The sequence below is a fragment of the Variovorax sp. FG153 genome (assembly GCF_057809595.1).
Genome location: NZ_JBMDKG010000048.1, coordinates 23,666 through 49,332, shown reverse-complemented (window position 1 = coordinate 49,332; position 25,667 = coordinate 23,666). Strand labels below are relative to the sequence as shown.

The window sequence follows — 25,667 nt, the reverse complement described above, 5'->3', positions numbered from 1 at the left end:
GCAAGGCAGTCGACGATGAAAAACTCTTCTCTCACGCGTTCCGAAGCTGCCGTCGCGACTGCCTGGACGCTCTTCAGCCGCCTGCACGACGAGCCTTCGCGCGCCCATGCCCACAGGCTGGTGACCTGGCTCGGCGAGGACCCGCTGCATGTGCGCGCGCTCGACGATGCCCTCACGCTGTGGGCACTGGCCGGCGCGGCGCTGTCGCGGCCCGCGTGCGGCGACGACGCCACCGTCCCGCGCACCGGGCTGCAGTGAACAAGGCGGCGCCACCGCCGTCTTCCGGAGGAGCAACGGCCCTCGGCTACCGATCGGGCTGTGTTGCCGCAACCAGGCGGAGTCGCGCGTGATCTTTTCTTCGATGGCAGGTGCCCCGGCGGCATCGGGCCGGCAACCGACGGCGCGCGCCACGCGTGCCCTGGGCATGGCGTTCGTGCTGGCGCTGCTGGCGGGCCCGCCCGCCGGCGCGCGCGAGCCCGGCGAGCCCGTTCGCGAGCGCGTGTCCGCCTCCGCGATCGACATCCGCCGCACCGCCGACGGCATGCCGCACGTGCGCGCATCGGACTGGCGCGGCCTGGGCATCGGGCAAGGCTATGCACAGGCACAGGATGCCCTGTGCACGCTGGCCGATGCCTTCGTCACCTACCGCGGCCAGCGTTCGTTCTATTTCGGTCCCGACAGCAAGCCCGCGACGAGATCGACCTTCGGCACGCCCGCCAACCTCGACCTCGATTTCTTCTTCAAGGCCTTCGCCGATGCGCCGGCCATCGAGGCGCTCAAGCGCGAGCAGCCCGCGGCGCTCGATGCGCTGATCGCGGGCTACGCCGAGGGCTACAACCGCTACCTGGCGACGCTGGACAAGCCGCGGCCCCGGGGCGCCGCGAGGCCGGCCTGCGCCGATGCGCCCTGGGTGCAGCCCATCGGCGCCGACGACGTCTACCGGCGGATGGTGGCCGCGGCCCTCGTGGGCGGCTACCTCCCCTTCCTCGCCGAGATCGTGAAGGCCCGGCCCGCGGCCGATGCGCCGCCCGTGTCGCCCGACCGGCTCTCGCTGTCCTCGCGCCTGGCCATCCCGGTCGGCGACGCTATCGGCGTCGGCAGCAACGTGCTGGCCTTCGGCGGCCAGGCCACCGGCGGGCGGGGCGGGGTGCTGTTCGGCAATCCGCACTGGTACTGGGGCGGGCCCGACCGCTTCTACCAGTCGCACCTCACGCTGCCGGGCCGGCTCGACGTGGCGGGCGTGTCCTTCCTCGGCATCCCGGTGGTGATGATCGGCTTCAACAACGACGTGGCCTGGAGCCACACCGTGTCGGCCGCGCGGCGCTTCGGCCTGTTCGACCTCACGCTCGACCCGGCCGATCCCACGCGCTACATGGTCGATGGCGTCTCGCAGCCGATGCGGGCGCGGCCGCTGGCCGTCGAGGTACGGCGGCCCGACGGTTCGACCGCCATCGAGCGCCGCACCCTCTACAGCACCCGCTTCGGGCCGGTGGCCGATCTCGGCGCGCGCCACCCGGCGCTCGGCTGGAGCGCGCGCAAGGCGGTCGCGCTGCGCGACGTCAATGCCGACAACCACCGCATCTTCCGCAACTTCTTCCGCTGGAACCAGGCCCGCTCGCTCGACGAGTTCATCGCCATCCAGCGCGAGGAGGCCGCGATGCCCTGGGTCAACACCGCGGCCATCGGGCGCGGCGACGACCGTGCCTGGTATGCCGACATCGGCGCCGCGCCGAACGTGCCCGATGCGTTGCGAGCCGCCTGCGCCACGCCGCTGTCGCAGGCCTTCGCGGCCTTCGACGCGGCCACGCCGGTGCTCGACGGCAGCCGCTCGGTCTGCGATTGGCAAGGCGATGGCGCCGCCGTCCAGCAGGGCGCGACACCCGTCGCGCGCATGCCCGGCCTGCTGCGCCGGGATTTCGTCGCCAACATGAACAACAGCCACTGGCTGGCCAATCCGGCGCAACCGCTCACGGGCTTCGCCAGCAACCTCGGCGGTGGCGAAGCGGCGCTGTCGCTGCGCGCGCTCGAGGGCCTCGGCATCGCGGGCGAACTGGCGGGCGCCGGCTCGCGCTCGGCCCGCTCCCTCGCGGACCGCGTGGCCGCCAAGGTGCTCGAAGCGCGCGCCTACAGCGCCGAGCGTTTCAAGACGCCGTTGCTCGACGGCATCTGCCCGGCCGGCAGCGTGGCGCTCGGCGCCGGCGATACCGCCCCGGGCCAGGCCGTGGCCGCCGCGCGCTCGGTCGACATCCAGCCGGCCTGCGAGGTGCTGCGCCGCTGGTCCGACCGCGCGGATGCGCAGGACCGCGGTGCGCTGCTGTGGGACTTCTTCTGGGCCCGCGTGCAGAAGATCCCGCCGGCCGAGCTCTATGCCACGCCGTTCTCGCCGCGGTCGCCGCTGACGACGCCGGACGCCATCCGGGCGTCGGACCCGCGCGTGGCGCGCGCGCTCGCGGGCGCGGTCGAGGACATGGCGGCCAGGGGCTGGCCGCTCGACACCCCGCTGGGCGCGCAACGCTTCGCGCGCAGCGAGGGCCGCGCCGTGCCGCTCTACGGCGGCTGCGATGCCGAGGGCTACTTCACCGTGGCCTGCGCGCGCGACGGCGACTACACGATGGGCGAGCTTTCGCACGGCAACACCTACCTGCAGATCGTCCATTTCGACGCACGCGGCGTGCAGGCCCGCACGCTGCTCGCGCATGGCGAGCGCGAGACCGCGGTGACGAATGGCGCGGGCGCCGCGCCGGTGCTGCGCTATGCGCGCAAGGACTGGCTGCGCTTTCCGTTCCGCGAGGAGGAGATCGCGCGCGATCCGTTGCTGGTGCGGGAGACGCTGCGGCCCTGAACGACGCGTTTCAGGCGCGCGGTGCGTTCAGGGTGCTCATCCGCTGGACGATGTCCGCGCAGACGCGTTCGTTGCCCGGCATGAACCGATGCAGCAGGGCCCGGGCATCGAGGCTGCTCGATGCACGAGGCCAGTGGGAGCTTCGGGCCGGGAACACCGTCACGTCGAAAGACGTCCAGTACCCGAACACCGCCATCCGCGCGAGCCGATGCTCGGTGCGCCGAAGCTCCTCGAGCACCGGGCTGCCGGGCCGCATGTCGCGGGCGCCCTTTCCCGGATAGAGGTAGGCCAGCAGCGTTCCCCGGTGCGGCGCCGAGACCGCGAACAGGGCCTCGCAGCGCGAATGCCCGTCGAGCAGCTGCAGGTAGTGGCGCGAGACGATGCAGCCCATGCTGAAGCCCACGATGGCGATCGGCTCGGTCGGGCCGAGCTGCTCGTCGACGTAGGCCTTCAGCTTGCAGGCAAGGTCATGGATGCCGCGGCGTCCATCCGCCGGCTTGAGCGCGTACCCAGCAGCGATGGCCGGTGTCGCGCAGGCTGCGCTCGAGGCGCCGGAAGATCGCGCCGTCGTCGAAGATGCCGTGCACCAGGACCACATTCATCGCGGTTGTCTCGGAACGAGGTCGGCGTGCACAGGCATCGCACTCACTGCCAGTTGGCTGCCAGCACCGGTGCCAGGCTGCTCTGGTAGTTGGCCGGGAGGGTCGTTTGCCCGGCTGCCGGCGGTGCGAATCCCGCCATCGCCTGCACGAGGTTCTGCACCTGGCTGTCCAACAGGGTCTTGCCACCGGCCTTGAACTGCTCGACCTGGTATTGGTCGCCCAGATACCAGTTGCTCAGCGTGAACTTGTCGGTGGAGCCGATGACGCTGACTTCCAGGTTGTTGCCGACCTTCTGGAACCAGAGCTGATCGATGGCGATATCGGCGGCGAACTGCGCCACATCGGTGTTGCCCGCCGTGGCATCGTTCTCCGTGATGGTGTCGATGCCGTAGCCGCGGCCAAGCACGTAGGTGTCGTTGCCGACACCGCCTGCCAGCGTGTCCGCGCCGGCGCCTCCGTTGAGCGTGTCGTTGCCCGCGCCGCCGGTCAAGCCATTGGCACCGGCGTTGCCGATCAGGATGTCGTTGTAGCTGCCGCCGACCAGGTTTTCGATGTTGAGCAGCGTATCGGTGCCCGAGCCGCCGGTGGCTTGCGCCGCGGTACTGGCGAGGCTGACCGTGACGCCCGAGGCGGCATAGGCGTACGACACCGTGTCGGAGCCGTCCAGTCCGTCGATCACGTTGTTGCCCGCGCCGGCATACAGCACGTTGGCGAGCGCATTGCCCGTGGCATTCACCGCACCGGTGGTGTTGATGTAGAGGTTCTCGAGGTTGGCGCCCAGCGTGTAGCTGATCGTGCTGTAGACGGTGTCGATGCCTTCGTTGGCCAGTTCGGTCACGACGTCGCCGATGTTGTCGACGTAGTAGCCGTCGTTGCCCAGGCCGCCGATCATCGTGTCCGCGCCGGCACCGCCGTTCAGGCTGTTGGCTGCGGCATTGCCGGTGAGCTTGTCGTTGAAGTTGCTGCCGACGAGGCTTTCGACGTTGAGGATCGTGTCGCTGCCGGAGCCGCCGGTGGCCTGAGCCGTGGTGATGGCCAGGCTGGCCGTGACGGCCGAGGCTGCATAGGCATACGACACCGTGTCGATGCCGTCGCCGCCATTCAGCACGTTGTTGCCGTCGCCCGCGTACAGGATGTTGTTCAGCGCATTGCCGGTGGCGTCGATGTTGCCGGTGGTGTGCAGGCGGATGTTCTCCACGTTGGCGGCGAGCGTGTGGCTGACGTAGGCGTAGACGATGTCGGTTCCCTCGTTGGCGAGTTCCGTGACCGTGTCGCCGGTGTTGTCGACGTAGTAGGTGTCGTTGCCGGCACCGCCGAGCATGGTGTCGATGCCGGCTGCGCCGTTGAGCGAATCGTCGCCCGCCCCACCGGCAAGCGTGTTGTTCGCCGCGTTGCCCACGAGCACGTTGTTCAGGGCGTTGCCTGTACCGTTGATCGCAGCGCCGCCCGTCAAGGTCAGATTCTCGACGTTGGCGCCGAGCGTGTAGGTGATGGCGCTCTGGACGAGATCGGTGCCCTCGTTGGCGAATTCGGTGACCACGTCGTCGGCGACATCGACGACATAGACATCGTTGCCTGCGCCGCCGATCAGCGTGTCCGTGCCGGCCCCTCCATCGAGCACGTTGGCCGCCGCGTTGCCTGTCAATTTGTCGTTGAACGCGCTGCCTGTGAGGTTCTCGATCTCCAGCAGCGTGTCGCTGCCGGAGCCGCCCGTGGCTTGTGCTGTGGTCAGGGCCAGGCTGGCCGTCACGCCGGAGAGCGCGTACTGATAGGAGGCCGTATCGATTCCGCCGAGGCCATTGAGCACGTTGTTGCCGGCGCCCGAGAAGAGAACATTGTTCGCCGCATTGCCCGTGCCGTTGATCGCCGCGGTGCCGGTCAAATGGAGATTCTCGACGTTGGCGCTGAGCGTGTAGCTGATGGCACTCTGGACCAAGTCGGTACCTTCGTTGACAAGCTCGGTGACCACGTCGCCCGCGACGTCGATTACATAGATGTCGTTGCCCGCCCCCCCGATCAACGTGTCCGTTCCGGCGCCTCCGATGAGAGTGTCGTTACCGCCACCGCCGGTCAGGGTGTTGTTGGTGGCGTTGCCAATGATCAAGTTGTCGAGGGCATTGCCGGTACCGTTGATGGCGGCGGTACCCGTGAGGGTTAGATTCTCGACGTTCGCGCCCAGCGAATAACTGATGGCGCTTTGCACCAAGTCCGTTCCCTCGTTGACCAGTTCGGTGACCACGTCACCCGCTCTGTCTACCACAAAGGTGTCGTTGCCGGTGCCCCCGATCAACGTGTCGTTGCCAACACCGCCATCCAGGACATCATTGCCCGCGCCGCCATTGATTACATTGTCAAGATCATTCGTCGTGATCCGGTCATTGAACCGCGTGCCAATCACATCCCTCACACCCTCGATCTGACTGCCCATCGAGTCAACCATGGTATCTATATAGAAGGGAGTCAGGTCCTCTCCCCACGCCAATTCCCGCTTGCCCTTCACGTCAACGCCAGCGTTGAGTTCACCGTAGGACACTGTATCGTTGCCTCCCATACCCTTCACGCGTGTGCCTAGTCCGGTCATAACGAAGATATCGTTGCCGCTTCCACCCTGCAGCTCGGTATCACGATCGCCACCGATCAACGTATCGCCGTACTCGGACGCGGTGATCGAGGTGACATGTGTTTGCCCGTCGAATGTGTTCTCGCCGCGCAGGCTACGCATGCCACTTCGAGACGTTCGGTATGTGACATTGTTAACTCCTGTCAGATTGGCATACAGATCAAGTTTTGCCGCATCCACTCCCAACAAGGTTACCTTGGGTTGGCCGTTGAAGTACAAAACTGTGTTTCCTCGGCCATCTTCAGTGACGGTGATGTAGTCCCACGGGTTTCGCCTGTTGATGAACTGAATCTGATCACCCTTGGCCCCTGTCTGGAAGCCGCTGACCGTGATGTGACCGGACACGTTGGTCACCGCGACGTTGTCCACGCCCGAGTTGAGAACGAAGGTCTGGTTGCCCCGGTTGGCGATCAACAGGTTGTAGCCGTTGTCCACCGTGGTGGTCTGACCGTCCTTGCCAACGTAGGCCTTGGAGTAGCCGTTGGACTGCGCGATCGCACCGAGCATCTGGTCGCCGAGGATCTTCAGCTCTGCCATCGGTTGCAACGCCGCCGCGTACGCCCGGAACGCCTCGGCTGCCATCGTGGCATCCGCGCGCGTCAAGAAGGTCCACCCATTGGGCAGATGTCCGTTGGCATTGAGGTTCTGCGGCACCAGTTCGTTGAGCTTGTTCTGGATGTCTGGCAGCCGGGCCGTCATGGCCTCGATCTGGTCCCTCACGTCCAGGTAGTTGACGATGGAGTTATCCCAGGCCTCGGCGACGACCCGTGCGGCTGCGGAGGCATCATTTCGTGCACCGCTTGTCTGCGTGGCATTGGCCACCTGCGCCTTGCGCTGCGCCTCGGCTTGCTTGTTTCCGGCCCATTCGATGGCCTGCGCTGCTTTGATCTCTCCCTGGCGCAGCGAGGCAATGCCGTTGAGCACATTGACGATATCCGCTGGAGCGCTATTGATGCGCCGGAATGCGGGGTCGATCCTCGTCAGATCGCTCCCCGGCGGAGCAAAGTAATACGTGATCTTGTCGTTCAGCCCCGTCGGGCCCAGGCCTGCCTGCTGGGACCAGCTCGCCTTGATACGGTACTCGATCATGGCCGAACCGAGAGGCGGTGTACCCGGGGGTATCCCAAACGTGCGCTGCAGTGCCGAGATCGCCGACTGCTCGTTGGCCTGGCGGCTCATTGCGAGGATGGCGGTCGCCTTGGCCTGACCAGCTGCCATCGCGGCGTAGCCCTTGCCCGCATACTCCGCGAAGGCCAGCGCGGCGGCCGATACTGGCCGCACGCCGTCCGTGAGTGTTGTCAGTTCCGTGGCCAATCCCACATCGTTGATCGTGTGGCGCTTGCCGTCGGCCGTGGTGTAGCTCGCCTTGCTCAGGATGGCGTTGCCGTCGTTGTTGCGATTGACTGCCTGAGGATTCAAATCAATGGAGGTGATGCCCAGGCTTGCGAGGGTGCGGAGTTCGCCCGCATCGGTCTTGCCGTCCTGGTCGGCATCGATCCAGACTTGCAGTTCGTCGAAGTAGCGTTTGCCAGTGGCTGGGTTGATCTTGGAGGTGGTTGCCGAAAAGGACGTCGCTCCGGCGTTGGCCAGCGTGGCCAGGGCCTTGAAGCCGTCCTGGTTCGCCGGCGGTGTGCCCGAGGCAGCGAACTGCTGACCGAACCATTCGCTGGCATCGTCGACAACGCCATTGGCGTTCTTGTCGAACACGAGGATGCCTTCCTTGCGTCCTACCCAGCCCACTGTTTTGACCTGGCCATTCGCATCGACGTCGAATGTGGCGTTGCTGCGGTCCAGTGCCGTCAGTTCAAGCCCGTCGTCGCCGAGATCGAGCACCAGCGGCAGCGAAAGGTTGGCAGATGCCGCGCGAGGCGGCGATGGTGGCGATGTAGGTGGGGGAGGCATGTTGCCAAAGCCAAGCACACGGACCGTGAAGTACGAGGGCGTCTGCTGGCGCAATGTGCTGACGCGGCTTTGCGACAAGATGCCCAATGCCTGTCTGACAGCTGCGTCCATTCCGCTGGACAGCATCAGCGTGGAGGGAATTCCGGCTCCGAGGACATTCGGCGCCCATTTATCGCTGACCCCTGGCATTCCGAGGCGTCTGGCCAGCGTGTCCAGGGATGCACCGGTGTCCTTGGCGTTACTCACACCGGCGGCGTTGTCGCCCCCGGAGTTGGCGAATTGCTGGTCGTAGCGGCCATAGGTCGCGGATTCGCTGCTGCTCAGGTCTGCTGCGTCGGAATTGCTCTGGAGGTTCGCGATGAACGTGCCCAAATCGTCTCCGGTGTAGGTCTGGCCGTCCTGAGTCCAGGAGCTAGGCCTCCAGTTACCGTTAGCGTCCTGGACGTAGATGGATGAAACCTGCCCATTCGCGCCAACCTCCTGCACTTCGATTCGATCAGGATAGTCTGAACCAGGAGAATAGGTACTGATGATCGTGGCCCGCCCCGTTTCCGCATTGCCGGGGATTGTTTCTGTGCTCCTGAAAAGGTTGCCCGAGGAGTCAAAAATCAGATCCGTCCTGTTGCCATTGTCGAAAACAATGCTTCCACTGAAGGAGCCATCGTCGCGCATCACGAAATCCCGAGGGGCAAATCCCATGACGTTGTAAGAGCGTTGAATAAGTTCCTCGAATGCCTTGGCCTCTGGCGAGCCCGCAGGCAGTCTGAGCTGGCCTAAGGCCATTCCCGTGTACTGCTTGACGTACTCGCGCGCGTTGTAGCCGCCCATTACAGGGCGTGCTCCTGCGATGATGAAAGCGGTTTTATTGTCCCCCGTCAGGTTCTTGGCTGCCGCTTCCGACTCCAAACGCTGGAACTGCGCATAGAGCGGATTCCCCTGAAGAAAAAACTTGATCTTCCCCGGCTCCGATATCTGGAGCTGCGCCATTTGATCCAGTGCCAAGTAGGCTTGATAGCGTGCGTTGGTTTCATCGTCGAGCCATGCCTGGACGAATTGATCGCCGCGCTGCGTCGACGTCAGAATGTCGCTGGGAGTTCTTAAAATATTAAATGCTTGAAGTCGAGTTTCAATATTTTTATTGTTGCCATGACCTAAAACCTCATGAATTATGGTATCAATGAGATTGATGGCGCTGAATGAACGGTTTTCGGAGACATAGTTCGGGCTGATGACGATCTGGCCGCGCTTGATAACATTGCCAGCCGAATCTCGTATCGGGTCCACAAACATCCCACCCGCGCTGGGGCTCAACTTGTCTTCAGGCGTGGCGATTCGCAAGTCGTAGGTTTTTTGCGAAAGAATCTGCCGCAGTGGCTCCGCCAGCGTAAAGCGAGCATCATTCAGTATTCTGACAACTTCGTTGATGAGGGAGGTGTTGGCACCTTTCAAACCAACGAACATCTCTGCGTTGATGTTAGTCATGAATCATTCCTCCTTGGGGTAACGACCAAATACCGTTAATGAATATACGCAACCTACACGAATAGTTTTCTGAGTGCTTTCGTCTTTGTCTATTCCAATCGCAATGGAGGAGCCTGGCCCACCGTACCGGCCGGTGTTACTCCATGCGAACATGCCCCAGACATAGGCAGGGGGCCAATAGCGAACATTGGCATGTGGCGAAGTGTCTGCATTGACAAAGCTCCAGCCGGTATAAACCGCCAGGTCGTAGGGATTAAGGCAAAAGCCACTCAACTTGGGGGCGATCTCCAGACGCAATGTCTGTATTCTTTCGCCATTCTCGGCCTGGAGACTTGAGATTCCATAGAAGGATCGAAAAACTTGAGAAAAGTAATGCTCGGTAGGATCCACATAACGCGTCCCACGGACCTCGAATCGCTTGTGCCAAGTCCGTCGATCCCAGAAATTCTCGAGCTGCTGTTCGACAAGAGTTATTCCCATCCTTCGCTGAACTTCCTCAACATTGGGGGCGGGATCGACCATGTTCTTCGGAAACAACGTGATCATGTTGTCGATCAGTTGCTTGAACTCGGGCGGCCAGGTGTCGGCGATGGTGGGGTCCTGCGGCGGCAGCGGTGTGCCTTCGGGTTGCGGTATCAGCCGTGTGGGCGGCATCGGCAGGGGTGGTGCGGGCGTGGCTGCCTGAGCGGAGGGCTCAGCAGCACCCGGGGTCGCCGCCAGCGCTTGCGCCACGGGCGTAAACGCCACCACCAGTGCCATGGCTGCCATCACGGAAGTGGTCTTCACGACCAGCACCAGGACGGCCGTTGCCCGAGTGAGGCGGCGTTGAATCGCAAAAACTTCTTCCATATCCATCGGCCTTTCTATTCAATTGCGTTCTGTTCGGATGTTTTTCACTTTGCTATCTTTCCCGCAAGCTCTCGCTAGTCGCTTTCTCCACCGGACTGAGCAGGAACTCAATAACCCGCCTCTTCCCCGTCTTGATCTCCGCCGTCAGATTCATCCCCGGAGAGAGCTTGATCGGCTTGCCATCCACATCGATGCTGGTGGCGTTGAGGTTCAGCGTCACCGGGAAGATCGCCCCGCGCTTCTCGTCGTTGACCGCATCGGCCGTCACCGTCTTCACCGTCGCATCCACCGTTCCGTAACGCGTGTACGGGAAGGTCTCCAGCTTGATGCGCGCTTCCTGCGTCGGGCTCACGAAGCCGATGTCCTTGTTCTCCAGCGTCACCTCGGCCGTGACCTGCGCGTCGTGCGGCACGATCACCATCAGCGGCTGCGCCTCGGTCACCACGCCACCCTCGGTGTGCGTCACCAGCTGCTGCACCGTGCCGGCCACCGGCGCCTTCAAGGTCGTCAGGCGCTCTCGTTGCCCCGCCTTGGCGAGTTCCTGCGTGCCCTGCTGGCGCTTGAGCTCGGCCGCGGCTTCCCTGGTGCGCAGTGCATTGCGGGTCTCGGCGATGTAGGAGGCCCTGGTGTTCTCGCTCTCGCGCAGCGTCGCGTTCGCCTCGGCCAGCCGCGCGCGCTGGGTGGCGAGGTCGCGCTCCAGCTCGATGCGCTCGCGCGTGCGGTCCTGGTTCGCATGGCTGGACATGAAGCCCTGGTTGGCCAGCTGATGGAAGTCGGCCTCTCTCTGCTTCGCAATCGGCAACGTGGTCTCGAGCTTGGCCACCATCTCGCGCACGGTGGCGATCTCGGCCTGGCGGCGCTGCAGCTCGGCCGCCGCCTTCGCGAGCTTGGCGGTGATGTCGCTCCATTCGTCGCTCAGCTGGAGCTTTGCCGCGGCGACGTCCACCTCGCTCCACGCCGGCAGGTTCGTGCCCAGCTCGGGAGTGCGGGGGGATGAGGCATTGAGCGCCTGCAGCAAGGCCCGTGTTCTTAGCACCTCCGACTGCGCCGACTTCAGCTGTTCGTCGATGCTGGTCTTGTCTGCATTGGCGCTGGTCGGATCGAGCTCGACCAAAGCCTGCCCGGCTTCCACATGGTCCCCATCCTTCACCAGCACCCGCTTGACCACGCTGACCTCCAGCGGCTGGATCAGCTTGGTGCGCTCGCTCACCACGATCTTGCCCGGCGCCACCGCCACGATGTCCACCTGCCCGACGATGGACCACACCAGCGCGATCAGGAACAGTGCGATCAGCGCGAAGGCCAGTCGCCTCGGTGCGGGGTGCACGGGCGTGTCCTGCAGGCTCAGCGCCGCCGGCAGGAAGGCGGCTTCGTCGCTCAGGCGCTTCGGGCCGGCCAGTTCATGGCGATGGCGCCAGGCGGCCTGGAAGACTGCGCCATAACGCCCGAGCAGCTCGACCACCGGATGGCGCACGCTCGGCTGGTTTGCCGCGTCGGTACGCTGGACGGAGGAGGTCATGCCGGCACCTCCATGCCCGCGGGCTTGCTGCCCTCCATGTGCCCACCACCCTGCATGTTCCACAGGTAGGCATAGATCCCCTTGGGCCGATTCAGCAGCGCCTCGTGCGTGCCGCCCTCCACGATGCGCCCCTTCTCCATCACGATGATCCGGTCGGCATGGCGCACGGCGCTCAGGCGGTGGGCGATGATGAAGACCGTGCGCCCCTTGCAGATGTGCGCCATGTTGCGCTGCACGATGGCCTCGCTCTCGTAATCCAGCGCGCTGGTGGCCTCGTCGAAGATCAGGATGCGCGGTTGCGTGAACAGCGCCCGCGCGATGGCGATGCGCTGGCGCTGGCCGCCCGACAGGCTCGCGCCCTGTTCACCCACCACGGTGTCGTAGCCTTCGGGCAGCTCACTGATGAATTCGTGCGCACCCGCCAGTCGCGCCGCATGCAGCACCGCCTCCAGCGGTGCGGCCGGGTCGGCGATCGCGATGTTCTCGCGCACGCTGCGGTTGAACAGGGTGTTCTCCTGCAGCACCACGCCCACCTGCCGGCGTAGCTGCGCCGCGTCGATCAGGCCGATGTCGATGCCGTCGACCAGCAGTCGCCCCTGCTCGGGCGTGTACAGCCGCTGGACGAGCTTGGTCAGCGTGCTCTTGCCCGAGCCCGAGCGCCCGACGATGCCGATGACTTCGCCCGGGCGCACGTCCAGGCTCACGCCGTGCAGCACGGGCGGGGCCTCGGGGCGGTAGCGGAAGGTCAGCCCCTCCAGCGTGACGCGGCCCTTGAGCGCGGGCAGTTGGGCCGCGGTGCTCGGCGGCACCTCGGTGCGGGTGTTGAGGATGTCCCCCAGCCGGGCCATGGAGATGCCGGTCTGCTGGAAGTCGGTCCACAGCTGCGCCATGCGCATGATGGGCTGCGACACGCGCTGGGCGAACATGTTGAAGGCGACGAACTGGCCCACGGTGAGACCTGCACCGGTGGCGTCGTTGTTCATCACGAGGTGGGCGCCGTACCAGAGGGTGGCGGCATTGACCAGCTTGCCGATCAGGTTCACGCCCTCGTGGGCCCAGCTCGCGAGGTTCTGGGTGCGGAAGCTCGCGCTGACGTAGGCGGCGAGCTGGTTGTCCCAGCGCCGCGCGAAGGCCGGCTCCAGCGCGGTGGCCTTGACCGTCTGGATGGCGCCCACGGTCTCCACCAGCATGGCCTGGTTCTCCGCGCCGCGCGCGAACTTCTCGTCCAGGCGCCGGCGCAGGATCGGCACCACCGCCAGGCTCAGGCCGAAGTACAGCGGCAGGCTCACCAGCACGATCAGCGTGAGCGGCACGCTGTAGAACAGCATGATGGCCACGAAGACGACCGAGAACACGACGTCCAGCAGCACGGTCAGGGCGTTGCCGGTGAGGAAGCTGCGGATGTTCTCGAGCTCGCGCACGCGCGCCACGGAGTCGCCCACGCGCCGGGCCTGGAAGTAGGCCAGGGGCAGTTGCACGAGGTGGCGGAACAGCCGCGCGCCCAGTTCCACGTCGATGCGGCTGGTGGTGTGACTGAAGACGTAGCTGCGCAGGCCGTTGAGCAGCGACTCGAAGATGACCACCACCACCAGGCCCACGACCAGCACGTCCAGCGTGGTGAGGCCGCGGTGCACGAGCACCTTGTCCATCACGACCTGGAAGAACAGCGGGCTGACCAGCGCGAACAGCTGCAGCATGAAGGAGATGAACAGCACCTCGCCCAGCAGGCGCCGGTGCTTCACCAGGCTGGGGATGAACCAGGAGAAGTCGAATTTGGCGAGCTCGCCCACGAGGCTGGCGCGGCTGGTGACGAGGATGAGTTCGCCGCTCCAGTGGGTGGCGAAGACTTCCAGGGGTTCGATGACGGGGCGCGCTGCACGTGTCGGATCTGGCGAGGCCGGGTCTTGCAGCAGGACGCGCTGGCCGTCGCACTGGGCGAGGATGACGAAGCGTTCGCTGCCGTCGGGATCACGCAGTGCTGCAAGGGCGGGCAGGGGCGTGTGGGCCAGGCGCTCGATGCCGCTGCGGCTGGATTTGGCCTTCAGGCCCAGGTGGCGGGCGGCACGCAACAGTGTTGCGGTGTCGACGGCTTCCGAAGAGGCCAGGCCCAGTTGGTGGGCCAGCAGGGCAGGGTCTGCTGCGATCTGGTGGAAGCGCGCGAGCGTGCACAGCATCGCCAGAGACGGCGATGCCTCGGATCGCACCTCATCCTCCATGCTGGATATGGCCGCGCTGTCCACGGCCGATGCCGATCTGGCACCCGTTTGGCCCAGTTCTCCCACTTTTCACTCCCTGCACATTCTTGTGCCGGGGACGGTAGCGGAAGATGGATCGAACTACAACGACAGTTCAATGACAAAAGCTCCGGAGCTTTTGACAAGTGTCCTGTAAAGGCCCGTCGGCAAGGTCCTAGAGCCTGAGAACTATCGATCCTCGGTCAAAGCTCCAACACCAACCGCTCCCCCGCACAAGCCCGCGAGCAGCAAGTCATCATCCGTCCATTCGCCTCCCGCTCCGAGCGCGTCAGCACCACGTCGCGGTGGTCGACCCTGCCGGCCAGCACGCGCACTTCGCATGAGCCGCACAGGCCTTCCTCGCAGTCGCTCTGCACGTCGATGTTGGCGGCGCGCAGTGCGTCGAGCACGGTGCGGTCGGCGGGCACGGGCACGACGATGCCCGAGTCCTTGAGCTCGACCTCGAAGGCATGCTCCTTCGACGGATCGAGCGTGCCGAGCTTCGATTCGAAGTGCTCCACGCGCAGCGAATCCTCGGGCCAGGCGGCGCAGCAGGCCTCGAGGGCGTCGAGCATGCGCGCGGGGCCGCAGGCATAGACCTGGGTGCCTTCGCGCGGCGTGGCGAGCAGGGCGGCGAGGTCGCAGCGCCGGCCTTCCTCCTTCGCGTAGACGTGCAGGCGCTCGCCATGCAGCGCCGCCAGCTCGTCGACGAAGGCCATGCGCGCGCGGCTGCGGCCGCTGTAGTGGATCTCGTAGGCCAGGCCCAGGGCCTTGGCGCGGCGCGCCATCGCGGCGATGGGCGTGATGCCGATGCCGCCGGCGATCAGGATCAGCCGCTGGCGGCTCTCGTCGAGGTGGAAGTGGTTGCGCGGGCCGCGCACCTTGAGCTTGTCGCCGGGGCGCACGTTGGCATGCACCCAGGCCGAGCCGCCGCGGCCTTCTTCCTCGCGCAGCACCGCGATCTCGAGCACGTCGGCCTCGGCCGGGTCGCCGCACAGCGAGTACTGGCGCGAGCGCTCGGGCGAGCCGCATTCGATGTCGATGTGCGAACCCGGCGTCCAGCGCGGCACGGGGCGGCCGTCGGGCGTGGCGAGGCGCAGCTTCACCACGCCCTCGGCGACCGGGGTCACGGTCTGCACCACCATCTGGCGCGAGATCGCATGCTTCGAGGGCTCGCCGATGCGCACGGGCACCTGCTGCTGCAGCAGCGCGGCATCGCGACGCTCGGGGTTCCGGGACGGGTCCCATTCGACCCACAGGTGCTCGGGGCCGCGGAACGAGGTGTTGGGCACGTAGCTGAACTGCTGCTCGGCCAGCTTCATGTGCGGCAGGCGGCGCGTGAACTCCTCGAGGAAGATCTGCATCTCCATGCGCGCGAGGTTCTTGCCCATGCACTGGTGCGAACCGTAGCCGAAGGTCAGGTGGTCGCTGGCGTTGTCGCGCCGGATGTCGAACAGGTCGGCATCGGCGAAATGCGCCTCGTCGTGGTTGGCCGAGGAGGTGACGATCAGGAGCTTCGAGCCGGCGGGAATGTCGATGCCGCCGACCTGCACGTCCCTGGTCGCGAGACGGCGCCAGGCCGCGACCGAGCCGTTGTGGCGCAGGCATTCCTCCACCGCGCTCGAGATCAGGCCCGGGTCCTCGCAGATATCGCGCCAGGCCTGCGGATGCTGCAGCAGCAGCTTCATCGCATTGGCCGTGGCGTTGGCGGTGGTCTCGTGCGCGGCCACGATGCCGGCCATCATCATCGAGTGCAGGTAGGAGTCGGTCACGACCTCGGGATGCTCCTTCTGCTTGCGCAGGCCGTAGGGCATCCAGCCCGGCGCGTCGGGGTTCAGGCGCATCTTGTCGAGCACCTTGCCCGCGAACTGCCAGAAGTTGCCGACCGCATGCGCCACCGCCACCTGCTCCTCGGGCTTGGGGCGGCCCCAGGTGTTGACGGTGTGGGCGATCGAGTACTGGCGCAGCGTGTCCATGTCCTCCTCGGGCACGCCGAGGAAGTGCAGGGCCACGGTCAGCGGCACCTCCCACAGCATCTGGTCGACCAGGTCGGCGCGGCCGTCGTCGATGAAGCGGTCGACGTACTCGCGCGCGAGCTGGCGCACCATCGGCTCGTGGTGCTTGAGCGCCTCGGGCGTGAACGGGTCCATCAGCACGCGGCGCCGCGGCATGTGGGCCGGCTCGTCCTCGTTGACCAGCGTGCGGTTGAGCGCGAAGCCGTAGCTCGCGAGCACCGCGTTGGCCTCGGGACCGGTGGGCGTGATCTTCTCGAGCGCGATCGAGGGGCTGAAGGTGAGGTTGTCGCGGAAGATCGCCTTGATGTCCTCGAAGCGCGTGACCACCCAGTAGCCGAGCTTCGGGCTGTAGAACACCGGCTCCTGCTCGCGCGCCCAGCGCACGTATTCGGGCGGGTCCTGCTGGTAGCCGTCCTCGAAGGGATCGAAGTCGGCGGCGCGCCGGCTCACCGGGCAGCCGGTGGGCGAGCGTTCGGCGGACAGGTCGCCGTGCGCCACGGGGCAACCCCCGGTGCGCGCGGCGGCGGCTTCGGAAACGGTGGACATCGAGAAGGCTCCTTCCGCGCGGCGCGTCAGTCCAGGGTGATCTTCAGGTCGCGGATCAGCTTCTGCCAGCGCACGGTCTCGCTGCGCAGCAGTTCGCCGAACTGCGCGGGCGTGTTGCCCACGGGTTCGACGCCGAAGTCCTCGAGGCGCTTGCGCACCGTGGGTTCGTTGATGGCCGCGACCACGCGCTTGTTGAGCGCGTTCACCACCTCGGGCGGCGTGGCGGCGGGCACCACCATGCCGACCAGCGCGGCGGCTTCCACGCCCTTGTGGCCGAGCTCGGCGAAGGTGGGCACGTCGGGCAGCTGCGGCAGCCGCGTGGCGTTGGCCACGGCGATGGCCTTGACCTTGCCGCCCTTGATGAAGCCCGCGCCCGCGGCGAGGTCGACCATCATGGCCTGCACCTGGCCGCCGGCCACGTCGGTGAGGGCCGGTGCCGCGCCGCGGTAGGGCACGTGCACCATGAACAGGCCGGCTTCGGTCTTGAGCAGTTCCATCGCCAGGTGGTGCGGGCTGCCCGCGCCGGCCGATGCGTACGAGAAGCTGCCGGGCTTGGCCTTGGCCTGGGCGATGAAGGTCTTGGCGTCGGCGATGCCGCTGGCCGGATTGACCACCAGGATCATCGGGAAGCGGCCCATCAGCGTGACCGGCGCGAGGTCCTTGGTGGGGCTGTACGACAGCGACTTGTAGAGCGAGGGGTTGAACACCATGGTGCCGTTGTCGGCCGACAGCACGGTGTAGCCGTCGGCCGCCGAGCGCGCGGTCTCCGCGGCCGCGATGGCGGTGTTGCCGCCGGGCTTGTTGTCCACCAGCACCGGCTGGCCGGCCTGCGTCGACAGCGTCTGGCCGATGGTGCGCGCGAGGAAGTCGGAACCGCCGCCCGCGGCGTAGGGCACGAGCCAGCGGATGGGTTTGGCGGGGTAGGCAGCGGCCTGGGCGAAGGCGGTGCTCGTGACGGCGAGCGCGGGGAGGGCCAGCAGGCAGCCGGCCAGGAACTTCTTCATCGTGTCTCCTGGTTTCTAGGGTTCTGGGAAGCGCAATCCGGGGTCAAAATCCGCGACGGCGAGTTTTGCGTAATGATTGTACGCATAGCGTAAATCGCGAGGCAAGCCCTGGTGCCACCGTACTTACCATCGGGTGCCCCCACTTTTTTCGAGAACGAGACGATCAGCACATGGCTTCCACCCCGAAGAAGAAAGCGCCCGCCGCCGCCGCCAAGCTGCCCGCCACGCCCGCGCCGCGCGAGCGGCGCCAGCGCGTGCAGTCGGCCGAGACCGGCATGGCGGTGCTCAAGGGCCTGGCGCGCATGGGCGGCAACGCGGGCCTGTCGGGCCTCGCGGCGCACGTGGGCGAGAGCCCGGCCAAGGTGCACCGCTATCTCGCGAGCCTGGTGCAGGAAGGGCTGGTGGCGCAGGACGTCGATTCGCAGCGCTACCGGCTCGGCCCCGAAGCCATCAACATCGGGCTGGCCGCGATGCGCCAGTCCGACCCGGTGCGCGCGGCCGAGCCCGCGCTGGTGCGGCTGCGCGAAGGGCTCGAGGTCACCTGCTTCGTCGCCGTGATGGGCAACAAGGGCCCGACCGTGATGCGCTTCGAGGAGCCGGGCCTGCCGGTCACGGTCAACGTGCGCGCGGGCTCGGTGATGTCGATGCTGTGGTCGGCCACGGGCCGCGCCTTCCTCGGCCTGCTCAACGAGCGGCGCGTGCGCGAGCTGGCCGAGCAGGAGCTCGCCGCGGCGCCGCGCGAGATGCGCGCGCAGCTCGACGCGAAGCAGCCGATCGAGGCCCTGCGCGCCGAGGTGCGCGCGCTGCGCTGCGCGGTGGTGCGCGACACCTACCTGCGCGGCATCAGCGCGGTGGCGGCGCCGGTCTACGACTTCACGGGGCGCGTGTGCGCGGTCATCACCGCGCTGGGCGCGAGCGGCGGCTTCGATCCCTCGGCCGATGGCGAGATCGCGACCGCGGTGCTGCGCGAGGCGGCGGCCACCAGCGAGGTGCTGGGCCATGTCGCGGCGAAGGAATGCTGAACCGCGCTTGACCCGCGCGCGATCCCGGCGATAGGCTGCGCCCGCGCGGCGCAAGGGAGTGCCGCGCCTCCTCGCGGAGCCACCAGCCATCGTCAAAGAACGGACAACAAGACTTATGAAGACTTTCGCCTTCCCCTTCCTTCGCACCCCGGCCATCGCGCTGGCCTGCGCGCTCGCGTTCGCGGGTGCCGCCTCGGCGCAGCAGCCGAACCAGGCCGTGCTCGACGCCGCCACGCAGAAGAAGGAAGAGACGCTCAAGCTGCTCGAGCGCCTGGTCAACATCGACTCGGGCTCGACCAATGCCGAGGGCCTCGAGAAGGTCCGCACGCTGGTGGTGGACGAACTGCGCCAGCTCGGCGCGCGCATCGAGACCTTCCCGGCCGAGCCGCATCCGGGCAGCAACGTGGTCGCGACCTTCACCGGCACCGGCAAGAAGAAGATCCTGATCCTGGCCCACATCGATACCGTGTTCAAGGACGGCACCGCCGCCGCCAAGCCCTTCTACGTGAAGGACGGCCGCGCCTACGGCCCGGGCGTGATGGACAACAAGGGCGGCGTGGTCGCAGGCCTGCAGGCGCTGAAGATCCTGCAGCAGCTGGGCTTCAAGGACTACGGCCAGCTCACCTTCCTGATCGACACCAACGAGGAGACCGGCTCGGTCGGCACCAGCGCGCTGATCGAGCGCGTGGCGAAGCAGCACGATGTGGCGCTGAACCTCGAGCCGGGCCGCCCGGCCGACGGCCTGGTGGTGGAGCGCAAGGGCTCGGCCACCGCGCTGATCGAGGTCAAGGGCCTGGCCGCGCATGCGGGCGTGGCGCCCGAGGCCGGCCGCAATGCCGCGATGGAGGTGGCGCACCAGGTGCTGCAGCTGTCGAAGACCGCCGATGCCGCGAAGAAGACCACCGTCAACTTCACGGTGCTGACCGCCAACGGCCCGACCAACGTGATCCCCGCCACCGCGAGCGCGCGCGGCGATGTGCGCGCCGCCACGCCCGAGGAGCTCGATCGCGTCGAGAAGGACCTGCAGCGCATCTCGCAGAACAAGCTGATCCCCGACACCGAGGTCAAGGTGCGCCTGATCCGCGGCCTGCCGCCGATGCCGCGTTCGCCCGCCTCCGACAAGCTGGTGGCGACTGCCGAGGGCATCTATGCCGAGATCGGCAAGAAGCTCACCATCGAGAGCAGCGGCGGCGCGGCCGATGCGAGCCTGGTGGCCGGCGTCGGCGTGCCGGTGCTCGACGGCTTCGGCATCGTGGGCGGCGGCATCCACACGCCCGAGGAGTACGCCGAGGTCGAGAGCATCGTGCCGCGGCTGTACCTGCTGTCGCGGATGCTGATGGCGTTGAGCGCGAACTGAGGTTCAGGCCGCTGCGCTCTTCAGACGCGGCAGCACCTCGCGCCCGAGTTCTTCCACGATCTCGCGCGCGTCGCGCGGTCCACGCGCGATATTCATCAGCACGTGGGCCACGCCCGCGTCCTCCAGCCGGTCGAGGTAGGCCACCAGCGCGTCGCGCCCGGTGCGCAGCCCCAGCTCGATCGGCTCGGCCGGCGCGTCGGCACGCTCGAGCAATTCGAGCTGCAGCGACTGGATGAAGGGCTTGGCCTCGCCGCCCGCGCGCTCGCGCAGCGCGGTCTGCCACAGGCCGATGCGGCCCTGCTGCCGCGCCTCGTCGCGGTGGTAGGTGGCCCAGCCGTCGGCATGGGACGCGGTCCATTGCAGCGACTGCCGCGCCGACCCCACCACCACCATGCCGATGCGTTCGGCCGGCGCCGCCATCAGCTCATGGCCGGCCGTGGCCTCGCGCAGCGCGGCGCGTTCGGCAGCCAGCGGCGAGAGGGCCGAGCGCACCAGCGTCCAGCGCTCGCGGAAGGTCTCGGCGCGCCGCGCGATGTCCTCGCCGAAGATCGCGAACTCGGCCTCGCGGTCGCCCGAGCCGAGCCCGAGGATGAAGCGTTCGCCCGACAGCCGGTTCAGCGACAGCGCGGCCTTGGCCAGGTGCAGCGGCTGGCGCAGCGGCAGCACCGCGGCGGCCGTGCCGAGCGCGATGCGCTGCGTGGCCGCGGCCAGCGTGGCGAGCCAGAGGAAGGGCTCGTCGAGCGGGGCCGTCGGCATCATCCGCTCGCCCTGCGGCGCGAGCACCGGCACGTCGCGCGTCCACAGCGCTGCGAAGCCCAGTGCGTCGGCACGCTGCGCGAGATCGCGCTCGACGGCGAGGTCGGCCATCGCCTCGTCGGGGCGCGCGATCGGTGTCATGAGGCCGAGCGTGAGTCGGCCGGCCTGGAGGGTCTGCTGGTAGGCGCGGTTGAAGGAGGGCATGGCGGCAGGATGAGGCGAAGGAAATGATCGCATGCGCATGCCGCCCGGCGCGCCATGGGGGCATGGCGAGCATCTCGATCGGAGATGCGCCGATCTTCAATCCATATGAATCTTGCGCGTAAACCCGCTGCGGCGCCTTCGCGTGCCGCCGCGACCATCGGCGCACCGAATCACCAGCACAGCGAGACACCCACTCCATGAACACGAGCGCGATCACACGGCCCCGGGCAGCGGCGGCGCATGAGGACGGCGGCGCCGATGCCGTCTACCGCAAGGTCGGCTGGCGGCTCATCCCGCTGCTCTTCGTCTGCTATATCGTGGCCTACCTCGACCGCGTCAACGTCGGCTTCGCCAAGCTGCAGATGCAGGGCGACCTGCAGTTCAGCGAGGCGGTGTACGGCCTGGGCGCGGGCATCTTCTTCATCGGCTACTTCCTGTTCGAGGTGCCGAGCAACGTGATCCTGCACCGCGTGGGCGCGCGCCGCTGGATCGCGCGGATCATGATCACCTGGGGCCTGCTGTCGGCCGCCACGATGTTCGTGAGCTCGCCGATGTCCTTCTACGTGATCCGCTTCCTGCTGGGCGCGGCCGAGGCGGGCTTCTTCCCCGGGATCATCCTGTACCTGACCTACTGGTACCCGGCCGCGCGGCGCAGCAAGGCGACCTCGCTGTTCCTCGCGGCGATCCCGTTCGCGGGCATCCTCGGCGGTCCGATCTCGGGCTGGATCCTGCAGGGCATGGGCGGCGTGAACGGCTGGGCCGGCTGGCAATGGCTCTTTCTGCTGCAGGGCCTGCCGACCGTGGCGCTGGGCCTGGTCGTGTGGCGCTACCTCGACGACCGCGTGAAGGACGCGCAGTGGCTCAGCACCGCCGAGCGCGAGCTGATCGCGCGCGACATCGCGGCCGAGAACCAGGGCAAGGCCGAGCCGCGCATCCTCGAGGTGCTGGGCAACGGCCGCGTCTGGCTGCTGGCGCTGGTGTACTTCGCCTACACCTCGGGCCTGTACGGCATCTCGTTCTGGCTGCCGAGCATCATCAAGGCGATCGGCGTGAAGGGCGCGCTCGACATCGGCCTCTTGAGCGCCATCCCGTGGACCTTCGGCGTGATCGCGATGTACCTGATGGCGCGCAGCGCCGACCGCCGGCTCGAGTACCGCTGGCACAGCGCGCTGGCCGCGATCGTGGGCGCGATCGGGCTGGTGCTCAGCGTGGCCTTCCACGGCAACGCGGTGCTCGCGATGGCCGGGCTCACGCTGGCCACCATGGGCATCATGTCGACCCTGCCGATCTTCTGGGGCATGCCGACGGCCTTCCTCGGTGGTGCCGCCGCGGCCGCGGGCATCGCGTTGATCAACTCCTTCGGCAACCTCTCGGGCTTCAGCGCGCCCTTCCTCATCGGCCTGATCAAGGACGCGACGCAGAGCACCGACGCGGGCCTGCACATGCTCGCGGGCCTGCTGGTGGGGGGCGCGGTGCTGGTGCTGCTGGCCAAGCCGGCCGCCGCGCGGCGCTGAGTCTTCGTCTTTTTCGCGCCGCGGCGTTCGCCCGCGGCGCTTCGTTCCCGGTTCCCCACAGAAAGTCCCACCCCATGGATGCGGTCGTGATCTCCCCTGCGCGTCGTTCGCCCTCGGCCGAACTGCTCGCGCTCCTGCAACGGCGTTTCGAGGAGCGCCTGTCGACCAGCCAGGCCGTGCTGCTGCAGCACGGCACCGACGAATCGGCCTATGCGCCGCAGCCGCCCGACGCGGTGGTGTTCGTGCAGAGCACCGACGAGGTCGCCTTCGTGGTGCGCGCCTGCGCACGAGAGCGCGTGCCGGTGATCGGCTTCGGCGTGGGCTCGTCGGTCGAAGGCCATCTGCTCGCGGTGCAGGGCGGCGTGTGCATCGACTTCTCGCGCATGAACCGCGTGCTCGCGATCCGCGGCGGCGACCTCACGGCCACGGTCGAGGCCGGTGTGACGCGCGGCCAGCTCAACGCGGCGCTTGCCGACACCGGCTTCTTCTTCTCGGTCGACCCCGGCGCCGACGCCTCGATCGGCGGCATGGTCGCCACCGCCGCCTCGGGCACGAACACCGTGCGCTACGGCACCATGCGCGACAACCTCGTGAACCTCACGGTGGTGACGGCCGAGGGCGAAGTGGTGCGCACCGCGACGCAGGCGCGCAAGAGCTCGGCCGGCTACAACCTCACGCAGCTCTATTGCGGTTCCGAAGGCACGCTGGGGCTGATCACCGAGGTCACGGTGCGGCTGCATCCGCATCCCGAGGCGCATGCGGCGGCGGTGGTGCATTTCCCCTCGGTGCGCGCGGCGGTCGACGTGGTGATCGAGGCGATCCAGCTCGGCGTGCCGCTCGCGCGCGCCGAGATGCTGGACGCGCTCACCATCCGCGCCGTGAATGCCCACAGCCGCACCACGCTGGCCGAGCAGCCGACGCTGTTCCTCGAGTTCGGCGCGAGCAAGGCGCAGATCGACGAACAGGCCGCGCTGGTGCGCGAGATCGTGGCCGGCCATGGCGGCGGTGCCTTCCAGTGGGCGCTGCGGCAGGAAGAGCGTTCGCGGCTGTGGACGCCGCGCCACCACGCCTACTTCGCCTGCCTGCAGCTCCAGGCCGGCTGCCGCAGCCTCACGACCGATGCCTGCGTGCCGCTGTCGGCGCTCGCGCAGTGCATCGACGAGACCCAGGCCGACATCGCCGAGCATGGGCTGCTGGCGCCGGTGTTCGGCCATGTGGGCGACGGCAACTTCCATTGCCTGGTGCTGGTCGACCCCGACGATGCCGCGCAGAACGCCGCCGCCGAGGCCTTCAGCCACCGGCTGGTGCAGCGCGCGCTGCGCCATGGCGGCACCTCCACCGGCGAGCACGGCGTGGGGCTGCACAAGATGCAGTACCTGGTCGAGGAGCACGGCGCGCAGGCGGTGGGGCTGATGCGCGCGATCAAGCGCGCGCTCGATCCGCACGACATCTTCAATCCCGGCAAGGTCGTGGGCCACGCCGCGGTCTGAGTACCCCCGAATACGACAACACAGGAGACAGGACGATGAAGCGTTCGCACAGACAGGCATGGGTCGCGATGGCGGTGGCAGCGTTGATCGCGGGATGTGGTGGCGGAGGCGGTGGATCCGGCTTCGTGCCGCTGGTGCCGCCGGCGAGCGCGCCACCGGCGCCGCCGCCGCCCGCGCAGTCGCTGGCCGAGAAATGCCCCGCGTTCAAGGGCCGCGCCGTTGCCGAAGGCGCGGTGCGCGTCGACGATGCGAAGCTGGTCGCCGCCACCGGCGTGCAGCCCGAGTACTGCGTGCTCACCGCGAGCTTCCAGGGCTCGAGCCTGCGCTTCGAGGCGCGGCTGCCGACCTCGGGCTGGAACGGCAAGCTGGCCTTCATCGGCGGTGGTGGCTTCGACGGCACGCTGCCCAGCGCGGCCGATCCGCAGTTCAGCGCCTCGATCTTCAGCGAGCGCTACGCCACGATCGGCACCAACGGCGGCTACGACTATCCCGGCGTGCGCGACGCCGGCTACTTCGCGGCGCGCTTCGCGGCCGATCCCGCGAAGCTGCTCGACTTCACGCAGCAGTCGGAGCACCGCGCGCTGCCGCCGGGCAAGGAACTGATCGCGGCCTTCTTCGGCAGCGGCCCCGCGCGCAGCTACTTCGAGGGCTGCTCGATGGGCGGCCACGACGCGCTGATGCTCGCGCAGCGCTTCCCGGACGACTTCGACGGCATCGTGGCGCGCGCCCCGGCCGGCAACATCATGGGCCTGTTCGTGCAGTTCAACCGCATCTCGAAGCAGGTGCGCGTGCCGGCCAACACGCTGAACCCGGCCAAGCAGACCCTGCTGGCCAACGCGGTGCTCGCGCAGTGCGATGCGCTCGACGGCGTGGCCGACGGCATCGTCTCGAAGCCCGCGGCCTGCAACTACGACCCTGCGCCCTTGCGCTGCGCGGGCGGCGCCGACACCGGCGATGCCTGCCTGTCGGACGCGCAGATCGCCACGGTGAAGACCATCACCTCGCCGGTCGCCACCTCGGACGGCGCCTGGTCGCACCCGGGCTACAACTTCGGCCTCGAGAACACGGCCGATGGCTGGGGCTCGTACATCTGGCCGCAGGCGGCGCTCGGCGGCAACTCGATCCAGGGCATGTTCTCGGACGGCTTCGTGCGCTCGTTCATCACGCAGGACCCGGCCTTCGACACGCTGGCCTGGAACCCCGACCAGTGGCTCGCGCGCATGGGCGTGGTCGGCGGCCTGTTCAGCGCGGCCGATCCCGACCTGGAGCGGCTGCATGCGCGCGGTGCGAAGCTGATCCTGTGGAACGGCACCAACGACACCTCGGTGAGCGCGCGCGACACCTCGCGCTACTACGACCAGGTGGTCGGCAAGCTGGGGCAGCCCAAGGCCGACCAGACCGTCGAACTGTTCCTCGCGCCGGGCGTGGGCCATTGCGCGGGCGGCCCGGGCGCCGACAAGGTCGACCTGCTGAAGGCGATGGCGACCTGGGTCGAGCAGGGCGTGCCCGCGTCGGCCCAGGGCCTGGTGCAACGCAAGCTCGACGCGGCCACGGGCGCCACCGCGCTCGCGCGGCCGATGTGCAAGTACCCCGCGTACCCGCGCTACAAGGGCGCGGGCGACACGAAGGATGCGACGAGCTTCGACTGCGTGAACTGAGGCCTTGTCCGACCCATGGGCCGCGAACGCGCGGCCTAGAATGGCCGGCCG

16 protein-coding genes are annotated in these 25,667 nt (G+C 67.5%); 7 read left to right on the top strand and 9 right to left on the bottom strand.

The window, feature by feature from the left end; genetic code table 11:
- Positions 1-15 precede the first annotated feature (15 nt).
- Together ACODT0_RS34395 and ACODT0_RS34390 are read left to right on the top strand one after the other, a co-directional pair.
- Entirely contained in the window at positions 16-258 is a 243-nt protein-coding gene (locus ACODT0_RS34395) for a hypothetical protein (protein ID WP_057596710.1), read from the top strand.
- A gap of 88 nt (positions 259-346) precedes the next feature.
- Entirely contained in the window at positions 347-2,842 is a 2,496-nt protein-coding gene (locus tag ACODT0_RS34390) for a penicillin acylase family protein (protein ID WP_261214332.1), read from the top strand.
- 10 nt (positions 2,843-2,852) lie between these two features.
- On the opposite strand, the gene ACODT0_RS34385 is transcribed toward ACODT0_RS34390, so the two are convergent.
- The 8 genes from ACODT0_RS34385 to ACODT0_RS34350 all read right to left on the bottom strand — a co-directional run bounded on the left by ACODT0_RS34385 (position 2,853) and on the right by ACODT0_RS34350 (position 17,615).
- A complete protein-coding gene (locus ACODT0_RS34385) occupies positions 2,853-3,245 on the bottom strand; it encodes a hypothetical protein (protein ID WP_489043311.1) in 393 nt (130 codons plus the stop codon).
- Between the two features lie 64 nt (positions 3,246-3,309).
- A complete protein-coding gene (locus ACODT0_RS34380; RefSeq protein WP_489043310.1) occupies positions 3,310-3,444 on the bottom strand; it encodes a hypothetical protein in 135 nt (44 codons plus the stop codon).
- A 43-nt stretch (positions 3,445-3,487) separates the two neighbouring features.
- On the bottom strand, positions 3,488-9,448 hold the full coding sequence (locus ACODT0_RS34375) for a calcium-binding protein (protein WP_489043309.1): 5,961 nt from the start codon (positions 9,446-9,448) through the stop codon (positions 3,488-3,490).
- 3 nt (positions 9,449-9,451) lie between these two features.
- Positions 9,452-10,303 (bottom strand): hypothetical protein, encoded by an 852-nt coding sequence (locus ACODT0_RS34370; RefSeq protein WP_261214340.1) that lies wholly within the window; start codon positions 10,301-10,303, stop codon positions 9,452-9,454.
- Between the two features lie 46 nt (positions 10,304-10,349).
- Positions 10,350-11,816 carry an HlyD family type I secretion periplasmic adaptor subunit gene (locus ACODT0_RS34365; RefSeq protein WP_261214342.1) on the bottom strand — a complete coding sequence of 489 codons (1,467 nt, stop codon included), beginning with the start codon at positions 11,814-11,816 and terminating at the stop codon, positions 10,350-10,352.
- Complete coding sequence (locus ACODT0_RS34360; RefSeq protein ID WP_261214344.1) at positions 11,813-14,032, bottom strand: type I secretion system permease/ATPase; 2,220 nt, start codon at positions 14,030-14,032, stop codon at positions 11,813-11,815. The genes ACODT0_RS34365 and ACODT0_RS34360 overlap by 4 nt, the downstream gene beginning before the upstream one ends.
- Before the next feature lie 221 nt (positions 14,033-14,253).
- Positions 14,254-16,611, bottom strand: coding sequence for a cytochrome P450/oxidoreductase (locus ACODT0_RS34355; RefSeq protein ID WP_261214346.1), 2,358 nt, complete (start codon positions 16,609-16,611; stop codon positions 14,254-14,256).
- Positions 16,612-16,637: 26 nt separating this feature from the next.
- Positions 16,638-17,615, bottom strand: coding sequence for a Bug family tripartite tricarboxylate transporter substrate binding protein (locus ACODT0_RS34350; RefSeq protein WP_093340161.1), 978 nt, complete (start codon positions 17,613-17,615; stop codon positions 16,638-16,640).
- Positions 17,616-17,785: 170 nt separating this feature from the next.
- Between ACODT0_RS34350 and ACODT0_RS34345 the strand changes: the two genes are divergently transcribed.
- Together ACODT0_RS34345 and ACODT0_RS34340 are read left to right on the top strand one after the other, a co-directional pair.
- Positions 17,786-18,637: an IclR family transcriptional regulator gene (locus ACODT0_RS34345; protein ID WP_261214349.1), complete on the top strand. Its 852-nt coding sequence runs from the start codon at positions 17,786-17,788 to the stop codon at positions 18,635-18,637.
- Between the two features lie 115 nt (positions 18,638-18,752).
- Complete coding sequence (locus tag ACODT0_RS34340) at positions 18,753-19,994, top strand: glutamate carboxypeptidase (protein WP_261214358.1); 1,242 nt, start codon at positions 18,753-18,755, stop codon at positions 19,992-19,994.
- 3 nt (positions 19,995-19,997) lie between these two features.
- Here ACODT0_RS34340 and ACODT0_RS34335 read toward each other — a convergent pair whose 3' ends face one another.
- Positions 19,998-20,954 carry a TIGR03571 family LLM class oxidoreductase gene (locus ACODT0_RS34335; protein WP_479670459.1) on the bottom strand — a complete coding sequence of 319 codons (957 nt, stop codon included), beginning with the start codon at positions 20,952-20,954 and terminating at the stop codon, positions 19,998-20,000.
- Between the two features lie 197 nt (positions 20,955-21,151).
- Here ACODT0_RS34335 and ACODT0_RS34330 point away from each other — a divergent pair, with 197 nt between their 5' ends.
- The 3 genes from ACODT0_RS34330 (at position 21,152) to ACODT0_RS34320 (ending at position 25,616) form a co-directional block, all read left to right on the top strand.
- Positions 21,152-22,468: an MFS transporter gene (locus ACODT0_RS34330; protein ID WP_489043308.1), complete on the top strand. Its 1,317-nt coding sequence runs from the start codon at positions 21,152-21,154 to the stop codon at positions 22,466-22,468.
- Between the two features lie 74 nt (positions 22,469-22,542).
- Complete coding sequence (locus tag ACODT0_RS34325) at positions 22,543-23,958, top strand: FAD-binding oxidoreductase (protein ID WP_489043307.1); 1,416 nt, start codon at positions 22,543-22,545, stop codon at positions 23,956-23,958.
- 35 nt (positions 23,959-23,993) lie between these two features.
- Positions 23,994-25,616 carry a tannase/feruloyl esterase family alpha/beta hydrolase gene (locus tag ACODT0_RS34320; RefSeq protein WP_489043306.1) on the top strand — a complete coding sequence of 541 codons (1,623 nt, stop codon included), beginning with the start codon at positions 23,994-23,996 and terminating at the stop codon, positions 25,614-25,616.
- The last annotated feature ends 51 nt before the right edge of the window (positions 25,617-25,667 follow it).

Excerpts from the sequence above, each read along its gene's own strand:
- ACODT0_RS34395 (WP_057596710.1), top strand. The coding sequence starts at position 16 with ATGAAAAACTCTTCTCTCACGCGTTCCGAAGCTGCCGTCGCGACTGCC.
- ACODT0_RS34380 (WP_489043310.1), bottom strand. The coding sequence starts at position 3,444 with ATGAATGTGGTCCTGGTGCACGGCATCTTCGACGACGGCGCGATCTTC.
- ACODT0_RS34375 (WP_489043309.1), bottom strand. The coding sequence starts at position 9,448 with ATGACTAACATCAACGCAGAGATGTTCGTTGGTTTGAAAGGTGCCAAC.
- ACODT0_RS34370 (WP_261214340.1), bottom strand. The coding sequence starts at position 10,303 with ATGGATATGGAAGAAGTTTTTGCGATTCAACGCCGCCTCACTCGGGCA.
- ACODT0_RS34365 (WP_261214342.1), bottom strand. The coding sequence starts at position 11,816 with ATGACCTCCTCCGTCCAGCGTACCGACGCGGCAAACCAGCCGAGCGTG.
- ACODT0_RS34360 (WP_261214344.1), bottom strand. The coding sequence starts at position 14,032 with ATGGAGGATGAGGTGCGATCCGAGGCATCGCCGTCTCTGGCGATGCTG.
- ACODT0_RS34355 (WP_261214346.1), bottom strand. The coding sequence starts at position 16,611 with ATGTCCACCGTTTCCGAAGCCGCCGCCGCGCGCACCGGGGGTTGCCCC.
- ACODT0_RS34350 (WP_093340161.1), bottom strand. The coding sequence starts at position 17,615 with ATGAAGAAGTTCCTGGCCGGCTGCCTGCTGGCCCTCCCCGCGCTCGCC.
- ACODT0_RS34345 (WP_261214349.1), top strand. The coding sequence starts at position 17,786 with ATGGCTTCCACCCCGAAGAAGAAAGCGCCCGCCGCCGCCGCCAAGCTG.
- ACODT0_RS34340 (WP_261214358.1), top strand. The coding sequence starts at position 18,753 with ATGAAGACTTTCGCCTTCCCCTTCCTTCGCACCCCGGCCATCGCGCTG.
- ACODT0_RS34335 (WP_479670459.1), bottom strand. The coding sequence starts at position 20,954 with ATGCCCTCCTTCAACCGCGCCTACCAGCAGACCCTCCAGGCCGGCCGA.
- ACODT0_RS34330 (WP_489043308.1), top strand. The coding sequence starts at position 21,152 with ATGAACACGAGCGCGATCACACGGCCCCGGGCAGCGGCGGCGCATGAG.
- ACODT0_RS34325 (WP_489043307.1), top strand. The coding sequence starts at position 22,543 with ATGGATGCGGTCGTGATCTCCCCTGCGCGTCGTTCGCCCTCGGCCGAA.
- ACODT0_RS34320 (WP_489043306.1), top strand. The coding sequence starts at position 23,994 with ATGAAGCGTTCGCACAGACAGGCATGGGTCGCGATGGCGGTGGCAGCG.